General features: G+C 66.9%; 19 protein-coding genes. 3 read left to right on the forward strand and 16 right to left on the reverse strand.

Features of this window, described 5'->3' with window-relative positions:
- From AC6IW9_RS21600 to fixJ, 11 genes are all read right to left on the reverse strand, one after another.
- On the reverse strand, positions 1-294 hold the full coding sequence (locus AC6IW9_RS21600) for a hypothetical protein (protein ID WP_497767236.1): 294 nt from the start codon (positions 292-294) through the stop codon (positions 1-3).
- Positions 295-391: 97 nt separating this feature from the next.
- Complete coding sequence (locus AC6IW9_RS21605) at positions 392-1,384, reverse strand: histone deacetylase family protein (protein ID WP_497767239.1); 993 nt, start codon at positions 1,382-1,384, stop codon at positions 392-394.
- Positions 1,385-1,529: 145 nt separating this feature from the next.
- Positions 1,530-2,396 (reverse strand): aldo/keto reductase family protein, encoded by an 867-nt coding sequence (locus tag AC6IW9_RS21610; RefSeq protein ID WP_497767241.1) that lies wholly within the window; start codon positions 2,394-2,396, stop codon positions 1,530-1,532.
- 15 nt (positions 2,397-2,411) lie between these two features.
- Entirely contained in the window at positions 2,412-3,551 is a 1,140-nt protein-coding gene (locus AC6IW9_RS21615; protein WP_497767243.1) for an FIST signal transduction protein, read from the reverse strand.
- Between the two features lie 175 nt (positions 3,552-3,726).
- Positions 3,727-4,614, reverse strand: a complete 888-nt coding sequence (locus AC6IW9_RS21620; RefSeq protein ID WP_497767246.1) for a type II toxin-antitoxin system death-on-curing family toxin — start codon at positions 4,612-4,614, stop codon at positions 3,727-3,729.
- A 28-nt stretch (positions 4,615-4,642) separates the two neighbouring features.
- Entirely contained in the window at positions 4,643-5,728 is a 1,086-nt protein-coding gene (gene aroC, locus AC6IW9_RS21625; protein ID WP_497767248.1) for a chorismate synthase, read from the reverse strand.
- A gap of 143 nt (positions 5,729-5,871) precedes the next feature.
- Positions 5,872-8,511 carry an aminopeptidase N gene (gene pepN / locus AC6IW9_RS21630; protein ID WP_497767251.1) on the reverse strand — a complete coding sequence of 880 codons (2,640 nt, stop codon included), beginning with the start codon at positions 8,509-8,511 and terminating at the stop codon, positions 5,872-5,874.
- Between the two features lie 84 nt (positions 8,512-8,595).
- Positions 8,596-9,129 carry a Dps family protein gene (locus AC6IW9_RS21635; protein WP_497767254.1) on the reverse strand — a complete coding sequence of 178 codons (534 nt, stop codon included), beginning with the start codon at positions 9,127-9,129 and terminating at the stop codon, positions 8,596-8,598.
- Between the two features lie 87 nt (positions 9,130-9,216).
- Positions 9,217-9,993 (reverse strand): CDP-alcohol phosphatidyltransferase family protein, encoded by a 777-nt coding sequence (locus AC6IW9_RS21640; protein WP_497765981.1) that lies wholly within the window; start codon positions 9,991-9,993, stop codon positions 9,217-9,219.
- 254 nt (positions 9,994-10,247) lie between these two features.
- Positions 10,248-11,312 (reverse strand): polysaccharide biosynthesis/export family protein, encoded by a 1,065-nt coding sequence (locus tag AC6IW9_RS21645; RefSeq protein ID WP_497765984.1) that lies wholly within the window; start codon positions 11,310-11,312, stop codon positions 10,248-10,250.
- A gap of 272 nt (positions 11,313-11,584) precedes the next feature.
- Positions 11,585-12,301 (reverse strand): response regulator FixJ, encoded by a 717-nt coding sequence (gene fixJ / locus AC6IW9_RS21650; RefSeq protein ID WP_497767256.1) that lies wholly within the window; start codon positions 12,299-12,301, stop codon positions 11,585-11,587.
- Positions 12,302-12,641: 340 nt separating this feature from the next.
- Between fixJ and AC6IW9_RS21655 the strand changes: the two genes are divergently transcribed.
- Positions 12,642-13,052 carry a hypothetical protein gene (locus AC6IW9_RS21655; protein WP_497767259.1) on the forward strand — a complete coding sequence of 137 codons (411 nt, stop codon included), beginning with the start codon at positions 12,642-12,644 and terminating at the stop codon, positions 13,050-13,052.
- Positions 13,053-13,058: 6 nt separating this feature from the next.
- Here the strand turns inward: AC6IW9_RS21655 and AC6IW9_RS21660 are convergent, their stop codons facing one another.
- The 3 genes from AC6IW9_RS21660 to AC6IW9_RS21670 form a co-directional block, all read right to left on the reverse strand.
- A complete protein-coding gene (locus AC6IW9_RS21660) occupies positions 13,059-14,528 on the reverse strand; it encodes a HAMP domain-containing sensor histidine kinase (protein WP_497767261.1) in 1,470 nt (489 codons plus the stop codon).
- Positions 14,512-15,195 (reverse strand): response regulator transcription factor, encoded by a 684-nt coding sequence (locus tag AC6IW9_RS21665; RefSeq protein ID WP_497772577.1) that lies wholly within the window; start codon positions 15,193-15,195, stop codon positions 14,512-14,514. Before AC6IW9_RS21665 ends, AC6IW9_RS21660 begins: the two co-directional genes overlap by 17 nt.
- 168 nt (positions 15,196-15,363) lie before the next feature.
- Positions 15,364-16,926 carry a DegQ family serine endoprotease gene (locus tag AC6IW9_RS21670; RefSeq protein WP_497767264.1) on the reverse strand — a complete coding sequence of 521 codons (1,563 nt, stop codon included), beginning with the start codon at positions 16,924-16,926 and terminating at the stop codon, positions 15,364-15,366.
- A 252-nt stretch (positions 16,927-17,178) separates the two neighbouring features.
- Between AC6IW9_RS21670 and AC6IW9_RS21675 the strand changes: the two genes are divergently transcribed.
- Together AC6IW9_RS21675 and corA are read left to right on the forward strand one after the other, a co-directional pair.
- On the forward strand, positions 17,179-17,598 hold the full coding sequence (locus AC6IW9_RS21675) for a regulator (protein ID WP_497767267.1): 420 nt from the start codon (positions 17,179-17,181) through the stop codon (positions 17,596-17,598).
- A 71-nt stretch (positions 17,599-17,669) separates the two neighbouring features.
- Positions 17,670-18,671 (forward strand): magnesium/cobalt transporter CorA, encoded by a 1,002-nt coding sequence (gene corA, locus AC6IW9_RS21680; protein WP_497767270.1) that lies wholly within the window; start codon positions 17,670-17,672, stop codon positions 18,669-18,671.
- 166 nt (positions 18,672-18,837) lie between these two features.
- On the opposite strand, the gene grpE is transcribed toward corA, so the two are convergent.
- Together grpE and AC6IW9_RS21690 are read right to left on the reverse strand one after the other, a co-directional pair.
- Positions 18,838-19,419 carry a nucleotide exchange factor GrpE gene (grpE, locus tag AC6IW9_RS21685; RefSeq protein ID WP_497767272.1) on the reverse strand — a complete coding sequence of 194 codons (582 nt, stop codon included), beginning with the start codon at positions 19,417-19,419 and terminating at the stop codon, positions 18,838-18,840.
- Between the two features lie 55 nt (positions 19,420-19,474).
- Entirely contained in the window at positions 19,475-22,309 is a 2,835-nt protein-coding gene (locus tag AC6IW9_RS21690; RefSeq protein ID WP_497767274.1) for a [protein-PII] uridylyltransferase, read from the reverse strand.
- Position 22,310: the final 1 nt, after the last annotated feature.

Below are 22,310 nucleotides of genomic sequence, written 5' to 3' on the forward strand. Positions count from 1 at the left end.
TCAGGCCGCCTCGTGGAGCGTCCAGGCGCCGACGAAATCCGGGTCGCTCAGAATCTCGCCCGTCTCCCACAGCAGATAATCGCCGGGGCCGGCGTCCTTCAGCGAACCCTGCGCCGAGGGAAGACGGATCGTCTGGCCGGCGTCCGCGCCTTCGAGGTCGATCTCCACGCTCTGCGCGTCGATGGAGGCGATCGTGCCGAACATCTGCCGGATGACGGCGCCGCGCGGCGTCACGCGCGTCACGCCGATCAACGCGCGCTTGCCGATCATGCGCGGATCGCAATTCAGTTTCATCGTAGCGAGCATCGTTTCCTCCATGCTTCGATCTCTTGCGGAGGATGCCGCGAGCGATGCGGCGGCGCTGTGCGCGGGCGCACATTTCAGGGGCGCCTCAGGCGCCGGCCAGCGCGCCGACATGAGCGGCGACGCAGGCGGCGAGATCCTCCGGCCGATAGCCGCCCTCGAGCAGAGAGACGATGCGTCCGCCGCAGCGGCGCGCCGCGATCTCCATGAGGCGCAGCGTGAGCTCGGCGAAATCGCACGCCTGCAGGCGCAGCCCGCCGAGCGGGTCATGCAGATGCCCGTCGAAGCCGGCGCAAATGAGGAGGATGTCCGGCGCAAAGGCGTCCACCTCAGGTAGAATTTCGTCCCACGCCTCGGCGAAGCGCGCGCCGTCGTCACCCCTGGCCAGCGGGGCGTTGACGATGTTGTCGTGCGCGCCGCGCTCGCTGCGCGCGCCCGTGCCGGGATAGAGCGGCATTTGATGCGAGGAGCAGTAGAGGACGTCGCGCTCGTCCCAGAAAATCTCCTGCAGGCCATTGCCGTGATGCACGTCGAAATCGACGATGGCGACGCGCTCGGCGCCATGCGCGCTCATCGCCGCGCGCGCGGCGACGGCGGCGTTGTTGAAGAAGCAGAAGCCCATCGCCGTCTCGCGCGTCGCATGATGGCCGGGCGGACGCATGGCGACGAAAGCGTTTTTCGTCGCCCCGCGCATGACGTCGTCCACCGCGAGCAGCGCGCCCCCCGCGGCGTGGAGCGCCGCCTCCAGCGTGCCGGGGCTCATGACCATGTCCGGCCCGAGCGTCGCGAGCCCGCTCTGGGGCGCGGCGCGCGCGAGGCGCCCGAGCAGAGATGGAGAATGGACGCGCAGGATCGCCTCGCGCGAGGCGGCCGGCGCCTGCGCGCGCCGCAGCGAAGCGAAAGGAGGCGCCGAGAGCGCGGCGGCGATGGCGGCGAGACGCTGCGGCTGGTCCGGCCGGCCGGCCCCGACCTCGTGAGCGAGGCCGGAGGGATGGGAGACGAGCAGCGTCGCCTTCTCTCCGGCGCCCCCCTCCAATGCGAGAACAGCGCCGTTGAGCAGGAAGTCGCGACGCGTGAACATCAGGAGGAGGCTCGTCGATTTTCGAGCGGCGGGGGCCGCCACGGCCGCGGCGCGAGGACCATTCGAGACCAGGGCCGCGCCGGCGTCGGGTCTGTGAGTACGACGCGGCGTGGGGGCCGATCAAGGGCGAGACGGAGCGCGAGGATCAGCGCAGCAGTGCGTTCACCTCCTCGCATTCCGCGAGGCTCAGGCGGAAATCGAAGATGGAGAGGTCCTGGCGCATATGCTCCTGCGACGAGGAGCCGATCAGACAGACGATGTCCTGCTGGGTCAGAAAGCGGAAGAACACTTCCGCCGGGCTTCGCTCGTATTTCTCGCAGAGCTCTTTCAGGCGCGCATGGGCGAGGACCGTCTCATTGGCGGTCAAAGTCCAAAAGCTCTGATAGAGAATGCCGCGCTCGCGGCAGAAGGCCCGCAGCTCGAGGTCATAACCCGTCTTTGCGTAGAAGCGGTTCTGCACGACGGCGGGCGCGATTTTCGCCTCGCGGCAGAGATATTCCAGCCGGCTCCGCTCATAGATATTGCTGATCCCCGGCTGGCGGACGCCGCCCTCCGCGCAGAGGCTCTCCATCGCCCGCCACGCCGCCAGAGTGTCCCTGTCCTCGGCATAGGGCGAATGGAGGATCAGCCCATCGAGATAGTCGACGCGCAGATTCCGCAGCGAGGCCTCGAAGGACTGCCGCACCTGCCGGCCGATGTCGGCGGCGGAGTCGTAAGGGACGTTCTCCGGGTCCTGTCCCGGCAGGGGCGTGAATTTGGTCTGGAGATAAATCTCCGATCGGGCGAGCCCCTCGCCGAACAGGACGGCGAGCGCCTCGCCCACTCCCGGCTCGTGATAATGCTTGGGCTGGCAGGCCGTGTCGACGCCGCGAAAGCCCGAGCGCAGAGCCAGCTCCACCAGAGCGGCGGTGCGTTCCTTCTTCCAGGCCGTCCCATAGACGAGGCGCGGCATGACGACCCCGCGGGCGGAGACGATTTTCTTCGGGTCGTCGCTCGGCCGTGGCGTCATCATGCAATCTCTCGAAGCTCACGCCGCGCCCGCGAAGACCGTCAGCACGCCGGTATAGCCGTAGAGATGGTGGCGCGCGATCTCGCCGCCGGCGAAGAAGCCGATCAAGGGCGCCGGGCCCAGCGCTCGACGAACCATCTCGAATTCCGCATTGCGCCGGTCGAAATGCGGACCGCCGCGTCCGGAGCAGCTGACATATAAGGCTCCACGAATGCCGCCGGCCGCCTCCGCCTGCGCGCGGACCTCCTCGACGATGCGCAGCAGATCATTGCGCGCGGCCTCGACATTGCGCTGGCAGAACGCGAGCTGCATGCCGTTCTGGAGCCGGTCGGCGACCACCAGCAGCCCCGCCTTGCGGCCGACGCCCACGATATGGCGCACTTCGGTATTGGCGCCGAACTGGCCGGGCTTGGCGGCGGCGTCCTCGCCGACTGCGACCAGACCGACGAGCGTCTGCGCCAAGGCCTGGCCGAGCTCGGCGTCGGACATCTCCCGGGTCACGCCGAGATCCTCGAGAATGCAGTCCAGCGAGGGGCGACTGTCCAGCGTCACCAGATAATTGCCCTCGGCCCGCGTCACCGTGCGCCGCGGCCCGATCGGCCGGCAGCCCTGGGTGACGCGCGAGATCACCGGCGCCTCGGGGCCGAAGGCGACGCCGGACACGCCCCCGGTCAGCGGCTCGTCGGCGAAGCACAAATGCCGATTGCGCGCCGAGGAGAGGCCGCCGAAGAGATAGCCGGTGGCGGTCTTCTCGCTCAGAGCTTTCAATCTGGCCTGCAGATCGGGGGTTCCGCCATCGGCATGGACGAGAGCCGTGAAGGCCTCGAAGCCGTCCCACGGCCGCGCGTCGGAAAAGAGCCGGAAGGACGCCGGCGGCAGCTCGGCCAGCATCAGCGCCATGGCGGGCTCGTCGAAATATTCGATTTCATCGGCCGCCACGCCGACCCCGACCGCGCCGACCCAATGGACGCCGGGCCATCGTTCTTTCAGCGCCGCCAATATGCTCGCTGCGGAGGGAGTGTAATAATCGGTCAGATAACACCAGCCGAGATTGGGCGTCATGTCGTCCCGCAGCCCAGCGCCGATCTGCTCGAGGCAGGAGCGCAGAGCGATCGTCCAATCGGCGTCGCCGGCGTGAGCGCAGAGGAACAGGCTCATTCTCGTTTGTTCTCCCCGACCGACGAAATGTCGCTTCGGGAAGCGGGTTAGCAACGGCTGTGCCGCCTTTCGAAGGCCAGGGCTCTCGGTCCAGTGGGCGTTTGGTGCGCGCACCTGTGCGCGGCTAATCAAGAACTGTAGCACGACACATGGACGGTCGGGATGCTGTATTTTCCTATCTATAAGCCAGGGAAAAAATTTGAGACCTATAGTCACTTGTTAGGAAATAGATCGGGTCATCGTCGAAGAAAAATACTTGCGCGTCAGTTCCCGCCTCGGGGGTAAGCTCACAAGCTTCCAATATCTTTTTAATGTCTCCGCGCGCAACCTGACGTGACCAGCCGGGAAATCCCACGTGAAATACACGCTTGTGCTTTGGTTGCTTTAGTGTATGGCCGGGCTCATATTTAACGACGTCGATATAGTTATTATCAGGAAACTCCAACCCGAAGTTGCGTTGCCTAAGCCTTCTGTCGAGTTCACGATATGTAATCAAATACATTCGTTTATCGATCTTGCGCGTGTTGTGCTTGAGGTAGTCTGCAACGAACAAAATCTCCGAATCTGGGTCATTCTTGAACAGGTCGTAACCCTCGAGCAGGTGCAAGCTACCGCTAGCAATGTACACCAAAACATCTTCGAGGTCATTCTTTTCCGCCGTGACATAGAATCCGTTGAGTAAAAAGCCATAAACTAGGGTTAGTAATGCAGTTCTCTTGTTTGCGTCGTGGAACGCGTGGTTTTTCACAAGTCCGAAGGTAAGCGTCGCAAGTCGCTCGTTGATATCATTCCACTTCATTTGGCCGCCAAACTGGGCGAATTGCCGATCAACGGCGGAGAGCAGCAGAATTGGGCTCTTTGGCCCTATGCCTCCAATACCCTCCCCTATGTTCTCGGACAAACAAAAATCGACGACAACATAATGGGCTCGCAATACGTCCAGAGCGTCGATGGCGCCCGATGGTTGATCAATCGAATATTTCATAAGCTCTCGGGCGTCGCGCTCGTAGAGTTCAACTAAATCCGACGACAAGGCCGGTGTCCTGAGGTTTTCTGTGATCACACGCGGCTGCCCTTCTGTCGACGGTAGCCTATCCGACTTGCCCTCTGTGTCGCAAGAAATGGTCCGCCAGCACGATGGCCATCATCGCCTCGCCCACCGGCACAGCGCGAATGCCGACGCAAGGGTCGTGGCGGCCCTTGGTGACGATCTCCGTCTCCTTGCCGTGTCGGTCGATGGTGCGGCGCGGCGTCAGGATCGAGGAGGTGGGCTTCACCGCGAAACGCGCGACGATCGGCTGGCCGGTCGAAACGCCGCCGAGCACGCCGCCGGCGCGGTTGGAGAGAAAGACGGGCTTCCCCTCCGCCCCGGCGCGCATCTCGTCGGCGTTGTCCTCGCCGGAGAGCTCGGCGACCGCGAAACCCGCGCCGATCTCGACGCCCTTCACGGCGTTGATCGACATGAAGGCCGCGGCGAGATCGGCGTCGAGCTTGCCATAGATCGGCGCGCCCCAGCCGGCGGGAACGCCCTCGGCGACCACTTCGATCACCGCGCCGACCGAGGAGCCCGCCTTCCGCACCCCGTCGAGATAATCGGCCCAGCGCTTCGCCGCCTCGGCGTCCGGGCAGAACAGCGGATTCCTGTCGACTTCCGCCCAGTCGAAGCAGGCGCGGTCGATCTTGTGCGGCCCGATCTGCACCAGCGCGCCGCGGATCTCGACGCCGGCGATCGCCTTGCGCGCCACCGCCCCCGCCGCGACGCGCGCGGCGGTCTCGCGCGCCGAAGAGCGTCCGCCGCCGCGATAATCACGAATTCCATATTTGGCGTCATAGGCGTAATCGGCGTGGCCGGGCCGGTATTTCTCGGCGATCTCGCCATAATCCTTCGAGCGCTGATCCGTGTTTTCGATGAGGAGCGCGATCGGCGTTCCCGTCGTAACCTGCCGCCCCTCGGCGGCGGCGAAGACGCCGGAGAGGATTTTCACCGCATCGGGCTCCTGCCGCTGCGTGGTGAAGCGCGACTGGCCGGGCCGGCGCTTGTCGAGAAAGACCTGAATATCGGCTTCGGTCAGCTCGAGCCCCGGCGGGCAGCCGTCGACGATGACGCCGAGCGCCGGCCCATGGCTCTCGCCGAAGGTGGTGATGCGAAAGAGATGGCCGAAGCTGTTGTGGGACATTTCGGGATTCCGGATCGTCGCCACAGCTTCTAGGCGCCAGGGCGCCCCGGGTCAATTTACGGGATCGGCGAACCGCGACCCCGGCGAAGAGAGACCCCCTCCCTCGAGGGGACGACGAAACGCCTCTACGGTCGTCCGATCGCTCACCCCAGCGCGCGCGTGGCAATATCGGAGACGTCGGCGGACAGCGCCGGAGCGGCGAGGATGCGGCGTAGCGTCGCCTCGGCCAGCTTGCGGCGGCGTTCCTCCAGCGAACGCCAGGAGCGCAGGGCCGACAACAGCCGCGCGGCGAGCTGCGGATTTTTCGGATCGAGCTCCAGGACGACGCTCGCCAGGAGATCATAGCCCGAGCCGTCGAGCGCGTGGAAGCGCGTCGGATTGCCATTGGCGAAAGCGCCGACCACCGCCCGCACCCGATTGGGATTGGCGAGCGAGAAATCCTCATGCTCCATCAGCCGCGCGACACGCTTCGTCGTCCCGGCCTCGGGGATCGTCGACTGCAGCGCGAACCATTTGTCGAGGACGAGATGATCGCCGGCGTAACGCTCGTAGAAGGCGGCGAAGGCCGCTTCGCGCGCCTCGCCCGGCAGCAGCGACAGGGTCGCCAGCGCGGCGAGCCGGTCGGTCATATTGGCGGCGTCCGCGAATTGCCGCTCGGCGAGCGCGCCGCCCGTGGCGGCGTCGCCCGCGGCGATCAGGTCGAGCGCGGCGTTGCGCAGCGCGCGGCGGCCGGCGCTGGCGGCGTCGGGCGAAAAACCTTCGGCGGGGGCGAGACGCTCGCGCGCCTCGGTCAGCACGCCCGAGAGATGGCGGCCGAGATCGCGGCGCAATCCCGTGCGCGCGGCGAAGATCTCATCCGGGTCGACGTCGCGGCCGATCTCGCGCGCGATGTCGATGTCGGAGGGCAGCGACAGCGCCTGCGCGACGAGGCTCGGATCTCGTTCCGGCGCCGCGACGAGCCGGCCGAGCGCGTCGAAGAAGGCGGCGGCGTCCTCCTCCGGCCGGGCGCCGCGCAGCGCCTCGATGCGCGCGAAGATCGAGCGGAGAGCGAGGCTCTGCGCCGCCTGCCAGCGGTTGAACGGATCGCGGTCGTGGGCGAGCAGGCGCTGCAGATCCTCGGCCGCTTGCGGCGGCGCGAGCCGCACCGGCGCGGAGAAACCGCGCAGCAGCGAGACGACCGGGCGCGAGCCGATATTCTCGAAGGTCACGACGCGCTTTTGCGTCGCGAGCTCGACGAGCCCGCGCTCGCATTCCGCGACGCTCGCATCGCGCGAGACGAGCGGAATCTCGTCGCCGTTCTCGCCGATGAGGCCGAGCGCCAGCGGAATGACGAAGGGCTTCTTCTCGTTCTGCCCCGGCGTCGGCGGAGTCGACTGCTCGAAGGCGAGCGTCAGCCGCTTCGCCTTCGCGTCATAATCGCTCTCGACGGTGACGAGCGGCGTGCCGGCCTGCTCGTACCAGAGCGAAAATTGCGCGAGGTCGCGGCCCGAGCTCTCGGCGAAGCAGGAGAGGAAATCCTCGATCGTCGCCGCCGTCCCGTCGAAACGGTCGAAGTAGAGCGTCATGCCCTTCGCGAAATCATCCTCGCCGATCAAGGCGCGCAGCATGCGGATGATCTCGGCGCCCTTCTCATAGACGGTCGCCGTGTAGAAATTGTTGATCTCGTGATAGACGCTCGGCCGCACCGGATGGGCGAGCGGTCCGGCGTCCTCCGGGAATTGCTGCAGCCGCAGGCCGCGCACGTCCGCGATGCGCTTGACCGCGCGCGAACGCTGGTCGGCCGAGAACTCCTGGTCGCGGAAGACCGTCAGGCCTTCCTTGAGGCACAATTGGAACCAGTCGCGGCAAGTGATGCGATTGCCGGTCCAATTGTGGAAATATTCATGCGCGATGACGGATTCGACGCCGGCGTAATCGCCGTCGGTCGCGGTCTCGGGCGAAGCCAGCACATATTTGTCGTTGAAGATATTGAGACCCTTGTTCTCCATCGCGCCCATGTTGAAATCGGACACGGCGACGATGTTGAACACGTCGAGATCATATTCGCGGCCGAACGCCTCCTCGTCCCAGCGCATGGAGCGGATGAGCGAGTCCATCGCATAGCCGGCGTATTTCTCCTTGCCGTGCTCGACATAGATCGAGAGATCGACCGTGCGGCCCGAACGGGTCGTGAAGCGCTCGGAAATATGGCCGAGATCGCCGCCGACGAGGGCGAAGAGATAGCAGGGCTTGGGAAAGGGATCGCGCCAGACCGCGAAATGCCGGCCGCCGTCGAGCGCGCCGGACGCGATCCGGTTGCCATTGCCGAGCAGCACCGGCGCCTCCGCCGCATCGGCCTCGATGCGCGTCGTATAGACGCTGAGCACGTCGGGACGGTCGAGGAAATAAGTGATGCGGCGGAAGCCCTCGGCCTCGCATTGCGTGCAATAGGCCGAGCCGGAGCGGTAGAGGCCGGAGAGCTGCGTGTTGGCGGCGGGGTCGACCTCGGTCTCGATCTCCAGCACGAAGGGCGTGTCGGGCGTCGCGCGCAGCGTCAGCGCATCGGGCGTCGCCTCGGCCGCGACGCTCGCGCCGTCGAGCAGCAGCCGGCGCAGGACCAGCCCGTCGCCGTCGAGCGCCAGCTCCGCGCCGGGCCGCCCTTTCGGATTGCGGCGAATCGCGAGCCGCGCCGTGACGCGCGTCTTGCTGCGATGCAGCGAAATATCGAGATCGACCGAATCGATGAGGAAATCCGGCGGCCGATAATCGGCGAGGCGAATGGCCTGGGGCGGTGGATTGCGCATGGGACCTCGAAGCTCCGCAACACCTACACCAGGGGCGCCGTCCCGCGCAACGAGATCGGGCGGAACGGCGGAGCCTCGTCGCTCTCAGGCATTGCCGCGGCGGCCAGCCTCGAACAGGAACCATACGCGCCGCTCGGTCTCGTCGATCCAATTCTCGAGCAGCGAGGCGCTCGCCACATCGCCTTGCTCATCGCAGAGCGAATGGGCCTCGCGCATGCGGGCGGCGAGGGCTCCATTATCGTCGCGGAGCTCCGCGAGCATGTCCTGCGGATCGACATAATCCGCGTCATTGTCCTGTATGCGCTGCAAGCGGGCGATGTGGCCGATGGAGCGCAGCGTCGTGCCGCCGATCTTGCGCACCCGCTCGGCGATGTCGTCGGTCATGGCGAAAATCTGCTCGCCCTGCTCGTCGAGCAGGAGATGATAATCGCGGAAGTGCGGCCCCGACATGTGCCAGTGAAAATTCTTGGTCTTGAGATAGATGGCGAAAATGTCGGCGAGGACGGCGTTGAGCGCGCCGGAAACGTCGCGCGTCGCCTCCGCCTTGAGGCCGGAAGGCGTCTCGAGCGCGGCCTTCTGGCGGGAACGCAGGTCGCGATTGGCGTCTCTGTGAGTCATGGGCGTCGTCTCCCGAAAGGACGGATCACCCGGACAAATATGCCGCGCGCCGCGCCTTCCCACCGTGAACGGGAGACTTTTTTGAATCTACCTCAGTGAGACGCCCTGGAGCTGAGGGGCGGGCTCGGGCGGGGGCGGCAGGGCCTGAGGCTCGGCCGTCTCGCGCCGGCGCGCGGCGAGCCGGTGGATCGTCGCGCTCGGAGCCGCCTCCCGGTCGTCCTCCGCGTCCATCTGCGCCAGATCGCGCCGAACCATCATAACGAACAGAGCGAAGGCCAGCGCAGAAAGCCCCCCGACCGTCACATCGATCCAGGCGAACCGCAAGACCCGCGCCTCGATCAGACCGGGACCCGCCCAATGCGCGATCACCGCCCAGGCCGCGACCAGCAGCCGGAACTCCGTCGCCCCCATCCCGCCATAGGACAGACGATGCACCCCCTCCGTCGCAACCCGAAGATAGGTGTAGGAGCTCATCAACAAATAAAGCGACAGCACGAACAGCGCCGACGGCATCGTGAAATAGGGCGACGCCCCGAGCCCCACCACGATCAGGCTCTGCGCGATCAGATCGCTCGAATGATCCAGCAGGAAGCCGTAGCGCGGCCGCTCGATCGAACGGTGCCGCGCCAGCGTCCCGTCCAGCGAATCGCCGAACCAGTTCGCCGCCAGGCCCGCCACCACCGCCGCCAGGAACCACCCCGACCAATGGCACAGCAGAAACCCCGCCGCCGTCACCCCCGCTCCAAGGAGCCCGACCGCCGTCAGATGGTCCGGCGTCACCGATACCGGAAGGCGCGACACGATCGCGCCCAATAGCCGCTGCTCGAAAGCCGCAAGCACGCTCGTGTTCAATCGGTCCGCCAAGAAGCCCCCTCGAGTAGTTGAGGCGCCCCGCGCCTCGCGACGCCAAGCGATCCGCGCGCCTCATCGGCGCCGAACTCGGAAAAACCCGAACCCGATCCTCACAGTCCACGCCGCCGGCCGCCAGGCCCCGCATCCCGCGATCTCCGTCGATCGCCTTTCCGCTTGCGGCGCCGCAACATCCGGCGACCTTCAGCTTGCCTGCGTCGCCCCGCCCCGTCAACCGATTATCGCCGCCCCCGCGCCTGTTTTCGGCCTCATCTGATCCGCGACTGGACCGTGAACCCCTGGATCGCAGGCTGCGTCAGCAGCGACACCAGCCGAAGCACCTTCGTCGCCTCCGTCAGCGCCGCGTTCGAAACGAACAGAATATCCTTGTCGCGCATCGCGAACCGCCGCGCCGCGAACAGCGCCTGCGGGTCCCGCATGTCCAGGTGATAGGCCACCGGAACCTGCGGCCGCGACGCCAGTTCCGGCGCCGCCGCCGGGAATTCCGCGACGATCGCGCTCGGCTCATACCGCAGCACATAGAGCCCGGACGGATCGGCCCGCTGGTCCTCGATCCCCCCGGCCTTGCCGATCGCCTCCTCCAGCGTGAGGCTGCGCGCCCCGAACTCGAGGACCGAATTCGACCCCGTCGCGCCCGCCACCGTGAAGGTCTGCGGCGTGTGCTCCACCGTCACCACATCGCCCGGCCGCACATAGATGTTCTCGCGCGGCGTCGCCAGCAGCGCCCCGAGCGGAACGCGCGCCGTCCGGTCGCCCCGCGTCAGGCTCACGAAAGTCTCGTGGATCGGCGTGCGGAACCCTCCCGCCGACGCGATCACATCCATCACACGGTCGCCCCGCAAAGTCAGCGGAACCCGCGCCCCCTGCCCGACCTCGCCGGTCACCGTCGCCATATTGCTGATGTTGTGCGTCACTGTCACCAGCGCCTGCGGCTCGATCGCCTTGCCGCGCAGACGCTCCACGATGACCGCCTCCACCTCCTGCTGGCTGCGGCCCGCCACCTGGATGCGCCCCGCATAGGGCACCGTCACCGAGCCGTCGCGCCCCACCGTCTGCTCGGGAATGGTCGCCGAGCGCGACCCGGGGCTCGTGCGGTCGCCCCCGCCCGAGGAGAACAGCCCGCCCCCAGCCGCCTCCCACACCGTGATCTGCAGCGCGTCGCCGACCCCGATCGGCTGCGTCGCCGGCGGCCGATGATCGCCGAAGGAGCCCCGCAGCGACGGTTCGCGCCGCCGCGCCAGCACGTCGAGGGAGAATGCGTCGATCTCCACCCCGACAAAGGCGGGAACGGCCGCCGTCCCCGCCTCCGCCATCGAATCGCCCGACGGACCGCTCCCCGGAAGTAGCGAGCACCCCGACAGGAGCGCTACGCCCAAAAACGTCACAACCAACAGAAATCGCTTCGAATCCACTGCAGCCTCGACCTTGCCAGGACGCGGCCCCCGGAAGGGTGGCGGCCATGCGAGCGACGAAGGTCGGAGGGCGGCCCGAAGGGCCCGCCGGCGCAGCGCCGCGCCCGGCGGGTTATGCCGCAAATATGACCGCCATGCTACAGGCGAAGGTCGTGAGAGATCGGTCGGGGTCGTCAGCCCTTGCCGCGGGGATGGTCGGCGGCGGCCGCGGAGGCGGCGAGCGACATGCGCACCAGCTCGGAAAGACTGCCGGCGTTCATCTTCAACATCACATTGGCGCGGTGAACCTCGACCGTGCGCACGCTGATCCCGAGCTCGCGGCCGATCGTCTTGTTCGGCATTCCGTCGAGCAGGCGCGCCAGCACCTCGCTCTCGCGCGCCGTCAGCGTCTGGATCCGCGCCTGGATGGTCTGCGTCTCGGCGGCGCGGAACTGCTCCTCGCGCTCATAGGCGAGCGCGAGCCGAACGCAGGCGATCAACGCGTCATTGTCGAAGGGCTTCTCGAGAAAGTCGAAGGCGCCCTGCTTCATCGCCTGGACCGCGAGATTGACGTCGGCATAAGCGGTGATGACGACCACCGGCAGCGTCAATTGCCGGCTCTTCATCTCCTCGAGCAGCTCGATGCCGGTCATTTCCGGCATGCGCGCGTCGGTGACGACGCAGCCGGAGGAGCCGGACTGGACATGCGCGAGAAAAACGCTGGCGCTCTGGTGCGCCTCGACCCGCAGCCCTTCGGTCGAAAGCAGCAACGCGAGCGAATCCCTCACGGCGTCGTCATCGTCGATGACATGGATGATGGCGTGTTCGTTCGTCGTTCCGGGCGCGGGAGCGAATGTCGGGCGAGCGGCGACATCGGCGAGCGCGCTCGCCTGCGGCGGTGTGTGAGCCATGGAGCCGTGATCTCTTCAGCGAAATGACGAGGCGCAAAACGCGCCGGCGACGATCTCGCGCCTGCGCCGAACAGGCGTCGCGAGCCGAGCCGCTCTTTGCGGCGCGCGCCGGTCGGGCGCCGCCGCAGCCGCACGAATTGCGCGCGCAACACTTTGTGTCGAAATGATCATTGCAACGAGCCCCAATTAATCTGCAGCCCCGAAGAACTTGTGCGCGTCGCCGTTCCGCACGTCGTGGCGCTTACGGCGAAACCCGCACTATAGGCATTATTCTGGGGGCGGCGACGATTGACAAACTGGGGAATACACGTAGCTCGAAAGCGATACGCGAATCACGCCCATGATGTGTTCGATATTTATTCGTCGCACGGCGCTCGCTGCGATCATCGTCGCCGCGGCGACGAACGGCGTTTCCGCGCAACAACAGGACGAACGCGACGACTGGTTGCGGCGCGTCGATGCTGCGCGCGAACGTCACGACGCGTTCGCGACGCAGGCCGCCGCCGCATTCCGCGACGCGCTCGCCGCGCGTCGGAGCGCTTCGACGACGGACATGCTTCGTCTCGACGATCCCACTCTGCGGCCGGGCGACATCGTCGTCACGCCGTCGAGCCTGCTGCTGTTCAAAGGCGCGCAGAGCCATGTCTGCGAAACCGATTTCGAACGCATCGACGATGCGCGTGCGCGCGGCCTGCCGCATGCGGGCGCGCTGCGCGCCATTCTTCGCGCCGGCGTCGCGCGCCGCCGGTGAAGGCCGTCATTTCGCGGCTTCGCGCGGCGCGAGACCCACGCCCGCGCCGAGGCTCGCGGACAGCACGGACGCTGCGCCGGCGCTCGTCTGCCGCATCGTCGCCGCTCGCGCCGGCAGCGAGAGAGTGACTCGCAGTCCCGGCCGATTGTCCTCGATCCGCAGCGCGCCCCCATGCAGACGCGCCACGGCCGCCGCCAATGACAGGCCCAATCCGGAGCCCGGCCGCGAGCGTGAATTCTCGAGCCGCACAAAACGACCGATCACCCGATCGCGATCCTTCTCCGCGATCCCCGGTCCGCGATCCGTTACCGCGAGTTCGATCCCTTCGCCTGCGCGCCGCGCCTGCACGACGACCGCGGAGCCTTGCTCGGGCGCGCCATATTTCAACGCATTGTCGACGAGATTGACCAGCGCCTGGCCGAGCAGATCGCGATTGCCGAGCAGGTTCAGCCCTTGCTCCGCTTCGAGCTCGAGCCGCGCGCCGCGCTCCTCGGCGACCGGCTCGTACATCTCGACGATGTCGGCCGTCACCCGGCTCGCATCGAATTCGGTGAGGAAGTCGCTGCAATAGCCGGCTTCGGCGCGCGCGATCATCAGCAGCGCGTCGAAGATGCGAATGAGCCCGTCCGATTCTTCGATCAGCCCGGCGAGCGCCTCGCGATATTGTTCTTTGGTCAGATCGGCGCGCAGCGCTTCGTCGGCGCGATTGCGCAGCCGAGTGAGCGGGGTTTTCAAATCATGCGCGATGTTGTCGGAGACTTCGCGCAATCCGGTCATCAATTCGTCGATGCGCTCCAGCATGGCGTTGAGATTGCCCGCGAGACGGTCGAGTTCGTCGTCGGCTCCCATCAGCGGCAGGCGCTGTTTGAGATCGCCGCCCATGATGCGCTGCGCGGAGGCCGAGATCTTGTCGAGCCGCGCCAAAATGCGCCGCGCGACGAAAATGCCGCCGAGCGTGCCGATGGCGACGAGCCAGAACAGCGAGGTGATCAGCGCTTTGCCCAGAATCGCGTGCAGCATCTTGCGGTCGTGCAGGTCGTAGCCGACCAGCAGGCGGAAGCCGTCCGGCAGCACGAACAGGCGCATCAGGGCGCGATGGCGCGGAAGGGTCTCGCCGCGTCGCTGATAGAGCGATTCGACGAGCTCGGAGCGCTCGGGCAGATCGCGCGGCATGGCGGCGATATTGCCGACGACGAGCTCGCCGGCGAAGGTCGCCACCAGATAGAGCGACGCGCCGGGCGCGCGCCCGCGCCGCTCCACCACTTCGACCAATTGGCGGATGCCGCCCTCCGCATATTGCTCGGCGAGGCCGCGGATGTCGGCGTCGATCGTCTGCGCGGTCTGCTCGTCGAACAGATCCTCGACATGAATCTTCACGCGCGTCAGAACGATGGCCGCGCCGAAGGCGAACAGCACGAGATAGGCGAGCGATAGCCGGAAGGCCGTCGTGCGGAAGAGTCTAACGAGCGCCTTCACGGATCATGTATCCGGCGCCGCGGATCGTGTGCAGGAGCGGCGTCTCGCGGCCCTTGTCGATCTTGGAGCGCAGCCTGGAGATGTGGACGTCGATGACATTGGTCTGCGGATCGAAATGATAATCCCAGACATTCTCGAGCAGCATGGTGCGCGTCACCACCTGACCCGCATGTTTCATGAGATATTCGAGCAGGCGGAACTCGCGCGGCTGCAGCACGATCTCCTGCCCGCCGGAGGTGACCTTGTGGGAGAGGCGATCGAGCTCGAGATCGCCGACGCGATAGACCGTCTCCTCCCGCTTCGCGCCGCCGCGCCGTCGCGCCAGCGCCTCGACGCGGGCGAGCAATTCGGAGAAGGCGTAGGGTTTCGCCACATAATCGTCGCCGCCGGCGCGCAGGCCCTTCACGCGGTCGTCCACCTGGCCGAGCGCCGAGAGGATCAAGGCCGGGGTCTCGATCTTCTGCTCGCGCAGACCCGAGATCAGCGAGAGCCCATCGAGTCGCGGCAGCATGCGATCGACGACGAGCACGTCGTAAGGTCCCTCGGCCGCCGCCGCATAGCCGGAGAGGCCGTCGGCCACATGGTCGGCGACGTGGCCCTGCTCGCGGAACGCCTTCACGAGATAGGCGCCGGCTTCCGAATCGTCCTCGACGATCAATATGCGCATTTCTTTCATATAGCGCGCCTTCGGCGAAAACGGCAGACCGGCGGGGGCGCGCTGGTCTGCCGGGGAGAGACGCCGGGAGAGGAGACGGTCGTCTCCCGGCGCCCTTCATTGCGCGAGCCCGCTTCGCGCGGGTGGTGGGGGCTTCAGACGGACCCGCGCAAGAAGCCTTTACGACGCCGGATTGACGGAGAGCGCCACGAAGCGTGTTCCGCCGGCCGATTTCACGCGCAGCAGCACGGATTTGCGGCCCTCTTTCTTCACCGAATCGATCGCATCGGCGAGGTCGGCGGGCGTCTTCATCGCCTGGCCATTGGCCTCGAGGATCACATCGCCCTGCTGCAAGCCTCGCTGCGCGGCCGGACCGCCCGGATCGATTCCGACGACGATCAAGCCTTCGCCGCCGCCGCGTCCACGCAATTCGGACGCCGGCGCCACTTCGAGGCCATAGGCCGCGAGCGCGGAGCCCTGCTCCACGCCGTCATCCTCGGTCTCCGCCGCCGCCTCCTTCTCCGAAGGCAGCTTGCCGAGCTTCAATTTCGCGGTCTTCTCGGCGCCGTTGCGCAGAAAAGTGATCTCGGCGGTCTTGCCCGGGCCGAGCGTCGCGATGCGGCGGGCGAGCTCGCGCGGATTGTCGATCTTCTGGCCGTCGACCGCGGTGATCACATCGCCGGACTTGAGCCCCGCCGCCGCCGCCGGTCCGCCGCGCTGCGGCTGCGCGACGAGCGCGCCCTTGGCCGACTTGAGACCGAGGCTCTCCGCGATGTCCTGCGTGACCGGCTGAATCTGCACGCCGATCCAACCGCGCGCCACCGAGCCTTTCTCTTTGAGCGCGGCGATCACGTCCTTGGCGACCTCGCTCGGAATGGCGAAGCCGATGCCGACCGAACCGCCGGACGGCGAATAGATCGCGGTGTTGACGCCGACCACCTGGCCGCGCTCGTCGAAGGAGGGGCCGCCCGAATTGCCGCGGTTTACCGGCGCGTCGATCTGCAGGAAGTCGTCATAGGGCCCGGCGCCGATGTCGCGCCCGCGCGCCGAGACGATGCCGGCCGTCACCGTGCCGCCGAGGCCGAAGGGATTGCCGACCGCGATCACCCAATCGCCGACGCGCGGGCTCGAGGTCGCCCAGTCGACATGCGGCAGCTTGTTGCCGTCGCTGATCTTCAGCAGAGCGAGATCGGTGCGCTTGTCGGTTCCGACGATCTTGGCCGGCAACGTGCGGCCGTCGTCGAAAGTCACCTCCACCTGCGTGGCATGCTCGACGACGTGATTATTGGTCACGACATAGCCATCCGCGCTGATGACGAAACCCGAGCCCTGCGCCTGGGTGACCTGCTTTTGCCGCCGCCCGCCGGCGGGCGGACCGAAATGGCGGAAGAAGCGATAGAGCGGATCGTCGGGCGAGAGCTCGGGCGGCATGCCGGGAAAACCCTCCTCCGGGCCGCCGCCGACCTCGAGCGCCTTGGTCTTGACCGCGACGACGGCGGGCTTCACGCGCTCGACCACATCGGCGAAGGATTGCGGGCCGACCGCGGCCGGAGCGCTCTGAGTCTGAACCGGCGGCGCCTCGGCCATGGCGAAGCCGGTGAGCGGCGTCGCGAGCGTGGCGCCGAGCGCGAGCGCGGCGGCGCCGGAGAGAAGAGCCATGCGGAAGGGACGATGCTCGGGCCGGCGCCAGCGCGCCGTCCGGCCTATGGCGAGAGCTCGACGAAAAAGCACAGGCAAGGTCATCAAACCGTCTCCATCGATCTGGCGCGCCCGTCACGGGCGCGGGGCGGGTCGCCCGCCTTGCAGAGGAAGATGGGGTAGGCCGGCTTACGCTGCAGTGGCGGCCGCATGAAACTTTCGTAAGGCGCGAGCGTCGGCGGCGCCGCGTTGCTCACGGGCAAATCTCACGAAGCAGAGCGGGCGCTCGCCATTGGACGGCGGGCCGTCTTCGCCGGATTCTCCGACTGTCCACAACGGTCAGGGAGGAGCGCCCCCATGCCGAATTTCGCCTTCGACGACCACAACATCGAATGGAAGCGCCTCGCCGGCGCCGATCATCTGTGGCTCTCGGTGCTCGATATCGACGACGTCAACGGGATCATCCACGTGCTCTACAAATTCGCCGGCAATGAGAAGATCCTGCTGCATCGTCATAAGACTGTGAACAAAACCTTCGTGATCCAGGGCGAGCACCGGCTCTATCACCCGAATGGAGAGATCGAGGAGATACGCCCGGTCGGCAGCTACAAGGTGAGCCCGCCCTCCCCGGACCCGCATCGCGAGGGCGGCGGCGACGAGGATGTCATCGTGCATTTCACGATCTATGGCGGCAAGGAGATTCTCTATGAGATTCTCGACGACGATCTGAACGTCGTCGCGCCGCTGACAGTCGAGGATTTCCGCGCGCTGATGTGAGGCGCCGCCTACTTGTCCGGCCGCCCGCCCGCGCGTAAGTGCTCCACGATGCTCATGCCCGGACGAGATTCATGAACGATACGTCGCAGAGACCCGCCCGCGAGCCCGGCGTCGTGGCGGCCGCCGTCTATGCGGGCGGCAAGCGGCTGCAGGACATCGACATCGATTCGGCCGGAGCCTTTGCGGCGCGTCCCGGCCATGTCGTGTGGATCGGGCTGCACGACCCCTCGCTCGAGCTGCTCGCACGCCTGCAGCGCCAGTTCGGCCTGCATCCGCTCGCCGTCGAAGACGCCGGCAAGGCGCATCAATATCCCAAGCTCGAACAATATGGAGAGGGACTGTTCATCGTCGCGCGCACGGCGCAGATGGAGAACGGCCGCATCGCCTTCGGCGAGACGCATCTCTTCGTCGGCAAGGGCTATGTGCTGTCGATCCGTCACGGCGCCTCGCGCTCCTATGCGCAGGTGCGCGAGCGCTGCGAGGCCGCGCCGCACGGCCTCTCCGAGGGCGAGGATTATATCGTCTACGCCATTCTCGACTTCATCGTCGACGATTATTTCCCAGTGCTCGCGACGATCAACGCCGAGGTCGAGGCGATCGAGGACGATATTCTCGCGCGCGCGCCGGGAAGGGCCGAAATCGATCGGCTCTACACGTTGCGCCGCGATCTCCTGCGGCTCGGCAACGCCGTCGCCCCGCTGGTCGATGTGTGCCAGCGGCTCGAGCATACGCAGGTCATGGCGATCGATCCGGTCATGCGGCCGCATTTCCGCGACGTGACCGACCATATCCGTCGCGTTCGCGAATCGATCGAGACCCTGCGCGAGGTGCTGGCCTTCGCCTTCGAGGCGAGCCTGATGAACGGCCAGATTCAGCAGACCGAGATCGCCCGGCGGCTCGCGGCCTGGGCGGCGATTCTGGCCGTGCCGACGGCGATCGCCGGCATTTACGGCATGAATTTCGAGCATATGCCGGAGCTGAAATGGCGCTTCGGCTATTTTCTCGTGCTCGGCGCGATTTCGGGGATATGCGCCCTGCTCTATTGGCGCTTCCGGCGTAATGGATGGCTGTGACGCCGCGCCGCCGGGGCCCCGGAATTCAACCCCCCTCGTCCCCGAGGCGCTGTTTGCGGTAAAAAGCCTCGAAGGATGCCCCGGCGCGCGGCGGCGCACCCTTCGAGACGCCCGCTGCGCGGGCTCTTCAGGGTGAGGGAGTGGAATTTGGGCCGGCTGCGCACCATCACCCCTTCGGGCCGCCGCGCGCGACGCCGACCTTGGCCGGGCGCAGCACGCGCTCGCCGATCAGATAGCCGGGCTCGACCACTTGGGCGATCGTCCCATTGGGCACGCTCTCGTCCGGGATCTCGAACAGAGCCTCGTGCTGATTGGGGTCGAAGCGCTGACCCTTCGCGTCCATGCGCTTGACGCCGAAACGGCCGAGGCGGGACAAAAAATCACGCTCGGTGAGCTCGACGCCCTCGATCAGCGTGACGACGCTCTGGTCCAGCGTCTCGCGCGCCGCCGGCGGCACGCTTTCGACCGCGCGGCGCAGATTATCGGCGAAGGTCAGCATTTCGCGCGCGAAATTGGCGACGCCGTAGATCTTGGCGTCGGCGACCTCCTTCTCCGTCCGCCGCCGCATGTTCTCCATATCGGCGAGGGCGCGCAGCAGCTTGTCCTTGAGACTGGCCGCCTCCGCCTGGAGCGCCTCCAGCTCGGACCCGGCGGCGGCGGCCGCCGTCTCCGCCGGCGCGTCGGCCTCGCCCGGGAGCGGCGGGACCCGGTCGGGCGGCGTGGTCTCGGTCTTCTTATCGTCGCTCATGATCTCTTCCATTGGCGATGAAACGTCCCCGATATCAGGGCGCCGTCCCGCAAAATCAAGTCGGCGCGGCGCCCGCCTCGCGGGCGCGGGCGCGCTTCTCCCGCGCCGGGGCGAAGACCTCGAGCAGCTGCCGCTTGATCGTCGCCTGGCGCGAGGCGGAGAGGATTTTTCCGCCCGTCAGATCGGTGACATAGAAGGAGTCGACGGCCCGCTCGCCGAAGGTGACGATATGGGCCGAGCCGATGTTGAGATTGAGGTTGGAGATGGCGTTGGTCAGATCGAACAGCAGGCCGACGCGGTCGAGGCCCGACACTTCGATGACGGTCGCGACATTGGAGAAGCTATTGTCGATGACGACGTCGGGCGCGATGTCGAAGGCGAGGGAGCGGTCCTTGGCGCTGCGCGCGGCCACCGCCTCGGAAATGGCGATCTCGCCGCGCAGCGCCTTCTCGATATAGTCGGCGACGCGGCGCGCGCGCCGCAGCTCGTCCTCGTCGAGCGGAAAGGCGCGCGAGAAGAAGATGGTGTCGAGCGCGAGCCCGTCGGCCGTGGTGAAGATGTGCGCGTCCACGATATTGGCGCCGCTCGCGGCACAGGCGCCGGCGATGATCGACAACAGGCGCCGATGATCCTGCGCGACCACGGTCAGCTCCACTGCGCCGCTCTTGGTATCGAGATCGACCGTGGTGGCGAGCGGGGCCCTGGCGTGGTTCAATTCGCGCAACAGGCGCGCGTGGCGTACCTTGCGCGGCAGATCGGCCTTCAGCCAATAAGCCGAATAATGCCGCTGCGCATAGGCCTCGAACTCGGCCTCGCTCCAGGCGCCGAGCGCGGCGCGCAATTCCTCCTTGGCGTGGGCGACGCGGCTCTTGCGGTCGGCCGCCGAATGGCCGCCGCCGAGCACCACCTCGGTCTCCCAATAGAGCACGTTGAGCAGTTGCGCCTTCCAGGCGTCGAGCACGCCGGGGCCGACCGCGTGAATGTCGCACATGGTGAGGACGAGCAGCATTTTGAGCCGCTCCATCGTCTGGACGACGCCGGCGAAATTCTCGATCGTGCGGCGGTCGGAGAGGTCGCGGCTCTGGGCGATGCTCGACATCAGGAGGTGATGCTGCACGAGCCAGGCGACCGTGTCGGTTTCGGCCGGCGTGAAGCCGAGGCGCGGACACAGCGAATAGGCGATGCGCGCGCCGACCGCCGAATGGTCCTCCTTGCGGCCCTTGGCGATGTCGTGCAGCAGCAGGCCGAGGTAGAGCGCCTTGCGATTGGCGATGGTCGGCAGAATATCGGCGGCGAGCGCCGCTTGGCCGGGACCGCACCCGGCTTCCATCGCGGCGAGCGCGCCGACCGCGCGCAGGAGATGCTCGTCGACCGTATAGTGATGATACATGTTGAACTGCATCATCGCGACGATGCGGCCGAACTCGGGAATGAACCGCCCCAGCACGCCGGTCTCGTTCATGCGCCTCAGCACGGTTTCGGTCATATTGTGCGAGGTGAGAATGTCGAGGAACAGGCGATTGGCCTCCTTGTCGGCGCGCAGATCGGCGTCGACGAAGCGCAGCGCGCGCGTCACGGCGCGCGCCGCATCCGGATGGATCGCGAGGCCGTGGCGGTCGGCGATCCAGAACAGCCGCAAGATATCGACCGGATCGCGCTCGAACACATGCTCGTCCACGACGCGGACGCGGTCGTGATCGACGAGAAAATCGGCGGAGGGAAGCTTCTGCGCGCGGCGGCGCAGGCGGCCGAGCACGCGGTCGAGCATGGCGCGCGGCTTGGCCTCGCGCTCTTCCAGCGCCGCGCACACGATCGCGGTCAGATCGCCGACGTCCTTGGCGACGAGAAAATAATGCTTCATGAAGCGCTCGGTGCGCGACAGGCCGGCGCGGTCGTGATAGCCGAACCGCGCCGCCAGCACGGGCTGCATGTCGAAGGAGAGGCGCTCCTCGGGCCGGCCGGTGAGGAAATGCAGCATGCAGCGCACGCGCCACAGGAATTCCTCGCACCGCTGGAACAAAGCGAGCTCGGCGCTGGTGAAGAGGCCCGCGGCGACGAGTTCCTCGGGCTCGCGCACGCGGTAGACATATTTGGCGATCCAGAACAGAGTGTGCAGATCGCGCAAGCCGCCCTTGCCCTCTTTGACGTTGGGCTCGACCAGATAGCGCGAGGAGCCGGCGCGCGAGACGCGCTGGTCGCGCTCCGCCAGCTTGGCGGCGACGAAGGCGCGCGTGTCGCCGCGCATGATCTCGCGCTCGAAGCTCGTCACGAGCTCGCGATAGAGCTCGGCGCTGCCGAGAATGAAACGCGCCTCGAGAATCGTCGTGCGGATAGTCACGTCGGCGCGCGCCTGACGCAGGCATTCGGCGACCGAGCGGCTCGAATGCCCGACCTTCTGGCGCAGATCCCACAGAATATAGAGGATCGCCTCGACGACGCTCTCGCCCCAGGGCGTCTGCTTGTAGGGCATCAGGAACAAGAGATCGATGTCGGAGCCGGGCGCGAGCGTCCCGCGTCCATAGCCGCCGACGGCGACGATGGTGAGCCGCTCGGCGAAGGTCGGATTGTCGGCCACATAGACGAAGCGCACGACATAGTCGTAGATCGCGCCGATAATCTCGTCCTCGAGATCGGAGAGATAGCGCGCGCAGTCCATGCCCTTGCCGCCGGCGTCGAGAAAAGCGCGCGCCGTCCCATGGCCTTCCGCCAGCGCGGCGCGCAGCAGGTCGACGACGGCGGCGCGCGGCGGCGCGCCCGGCTTCGCTTCGGCGCAGGCCGCGGCGATCGTCTCGCCGAGCGCGGCGCGGAGGCCGGCGGCGGACGGGGGCGGCAGACGCCCCCGCGACGGGGTCGGTTGGCGCTGCTCCTCCAGCGTTCGGGTCGCGCGCATC

The organism is Methylosinus sp. shoA, assembly GCF_059718125.1.

Coding starts and splice junctions, on each gene's coding strand:
- AC6IW9_RS21600 (WP_497767236.1), bottom strand. CDS start 294: ATGAAACTGAATTGCGATCCGCGCATGATCGGCAAGCGCGCGTTGATC.
- AC6IW9_RS21605 (WP_497767239.1), bottom strand. CDS start 1,384: ATGTTCACGCGTCGCGACTTCCTGCTCAACGGCGCTGTTCTCGCATTG.
- AC6IW9_RS21610 (WP_497767241.1), bottom strand. CDS start 2,396: ATGATGACGCCACGGCCGAGCGACGACCCGAAGAAAATCGTCTCCGCC.
- AC6IW9_RS21615 (WP_497767243.1), bottom strand. CDS start 3,551: ATGAGCCTGTTCCTCTGCGCTCACGCCGGCGACGCCGATTGGACGATC.
- aroC (WP_497767248.1), bottom strand. CDS start 5,728: ATGTCCCACAACAGCTTCGGCCATCTCTTTCGCATCACCACCTTCGGC.
- pepN (WP_497767251.1), bottom strand. CDS start 8,511: ATGCGCAATCCACCGCCCCAGGCCATTCGCCTCGCCGATTATCGGCCG.
- AC6IW9_RS21635 (WP_497767254.1), bottom strand. CDS start 9,129: ATGACTCACAGAGACGCCAATCGCGACCTGCGTTCCCGCCAGAAGGCC.
- AC6IW9_RS21645 (WP_497765984.1), bottom strand. CDS start 11,312: ATGGCGGAGGCGGGGACGGCGGCCGTTCCCGCCTTTGTCGGGGTGGAG.
- fixJ (WP_497767256.1), bottom strand. CDS start 12,301: ATGGCTCACACACCGCCGCAGGCGAGCGCGCTCGCCGATGTCGCCGCT.
- AC6IW9_RS21655 (WP_497767259.1), top strand. CDS start 12,642: ATGATGTGTTCGATATTTATTCGTCGCACGGCGCTCGCTGCGATCATC.
- AC6IW9_RS21665 (WP_497772577.1), bottom strand. CDS start 15,195: ATGCGCATATTGATCGTCGAGGACGATTCGGAAGCCGGCGCCTATCTC.
- AC6IW9_RS21670 (WP_497767264.1), bottom strand. CDS start 16,926: ATGACCTTGCCTGTGCTTTTTCGTCGAGCTCTCGCCATAGGCCGGACG.
- AC6IW9_RS21675 (WP_497767267.1), top strand. CDS start 17,179: ATGCCGAATTTCGCCTTCGACGACCACAACATCGAATGGAAGCGCCTC.
- corA (WP_497767270.1), top strand. CDS start 17,670: ATGAACGATACGTCGCAGAGACCCGCCCGCGAGCCCGGCGTCGTGGCG.
- grpE (WP_497767272.1), bottom strand. CDS start 19,419: ATGAGCGACGATAAGAAGACCGAGACCACGCCGCCCGACCGGGTCCCG.
- AC6IW9_RS21690 (WP_497767274.1), bottom strand. CDS start 22,309: ATGCGCGCGACCCGAACGCTGGAGGAGCAGCGCCAACCGACCCCGTCG.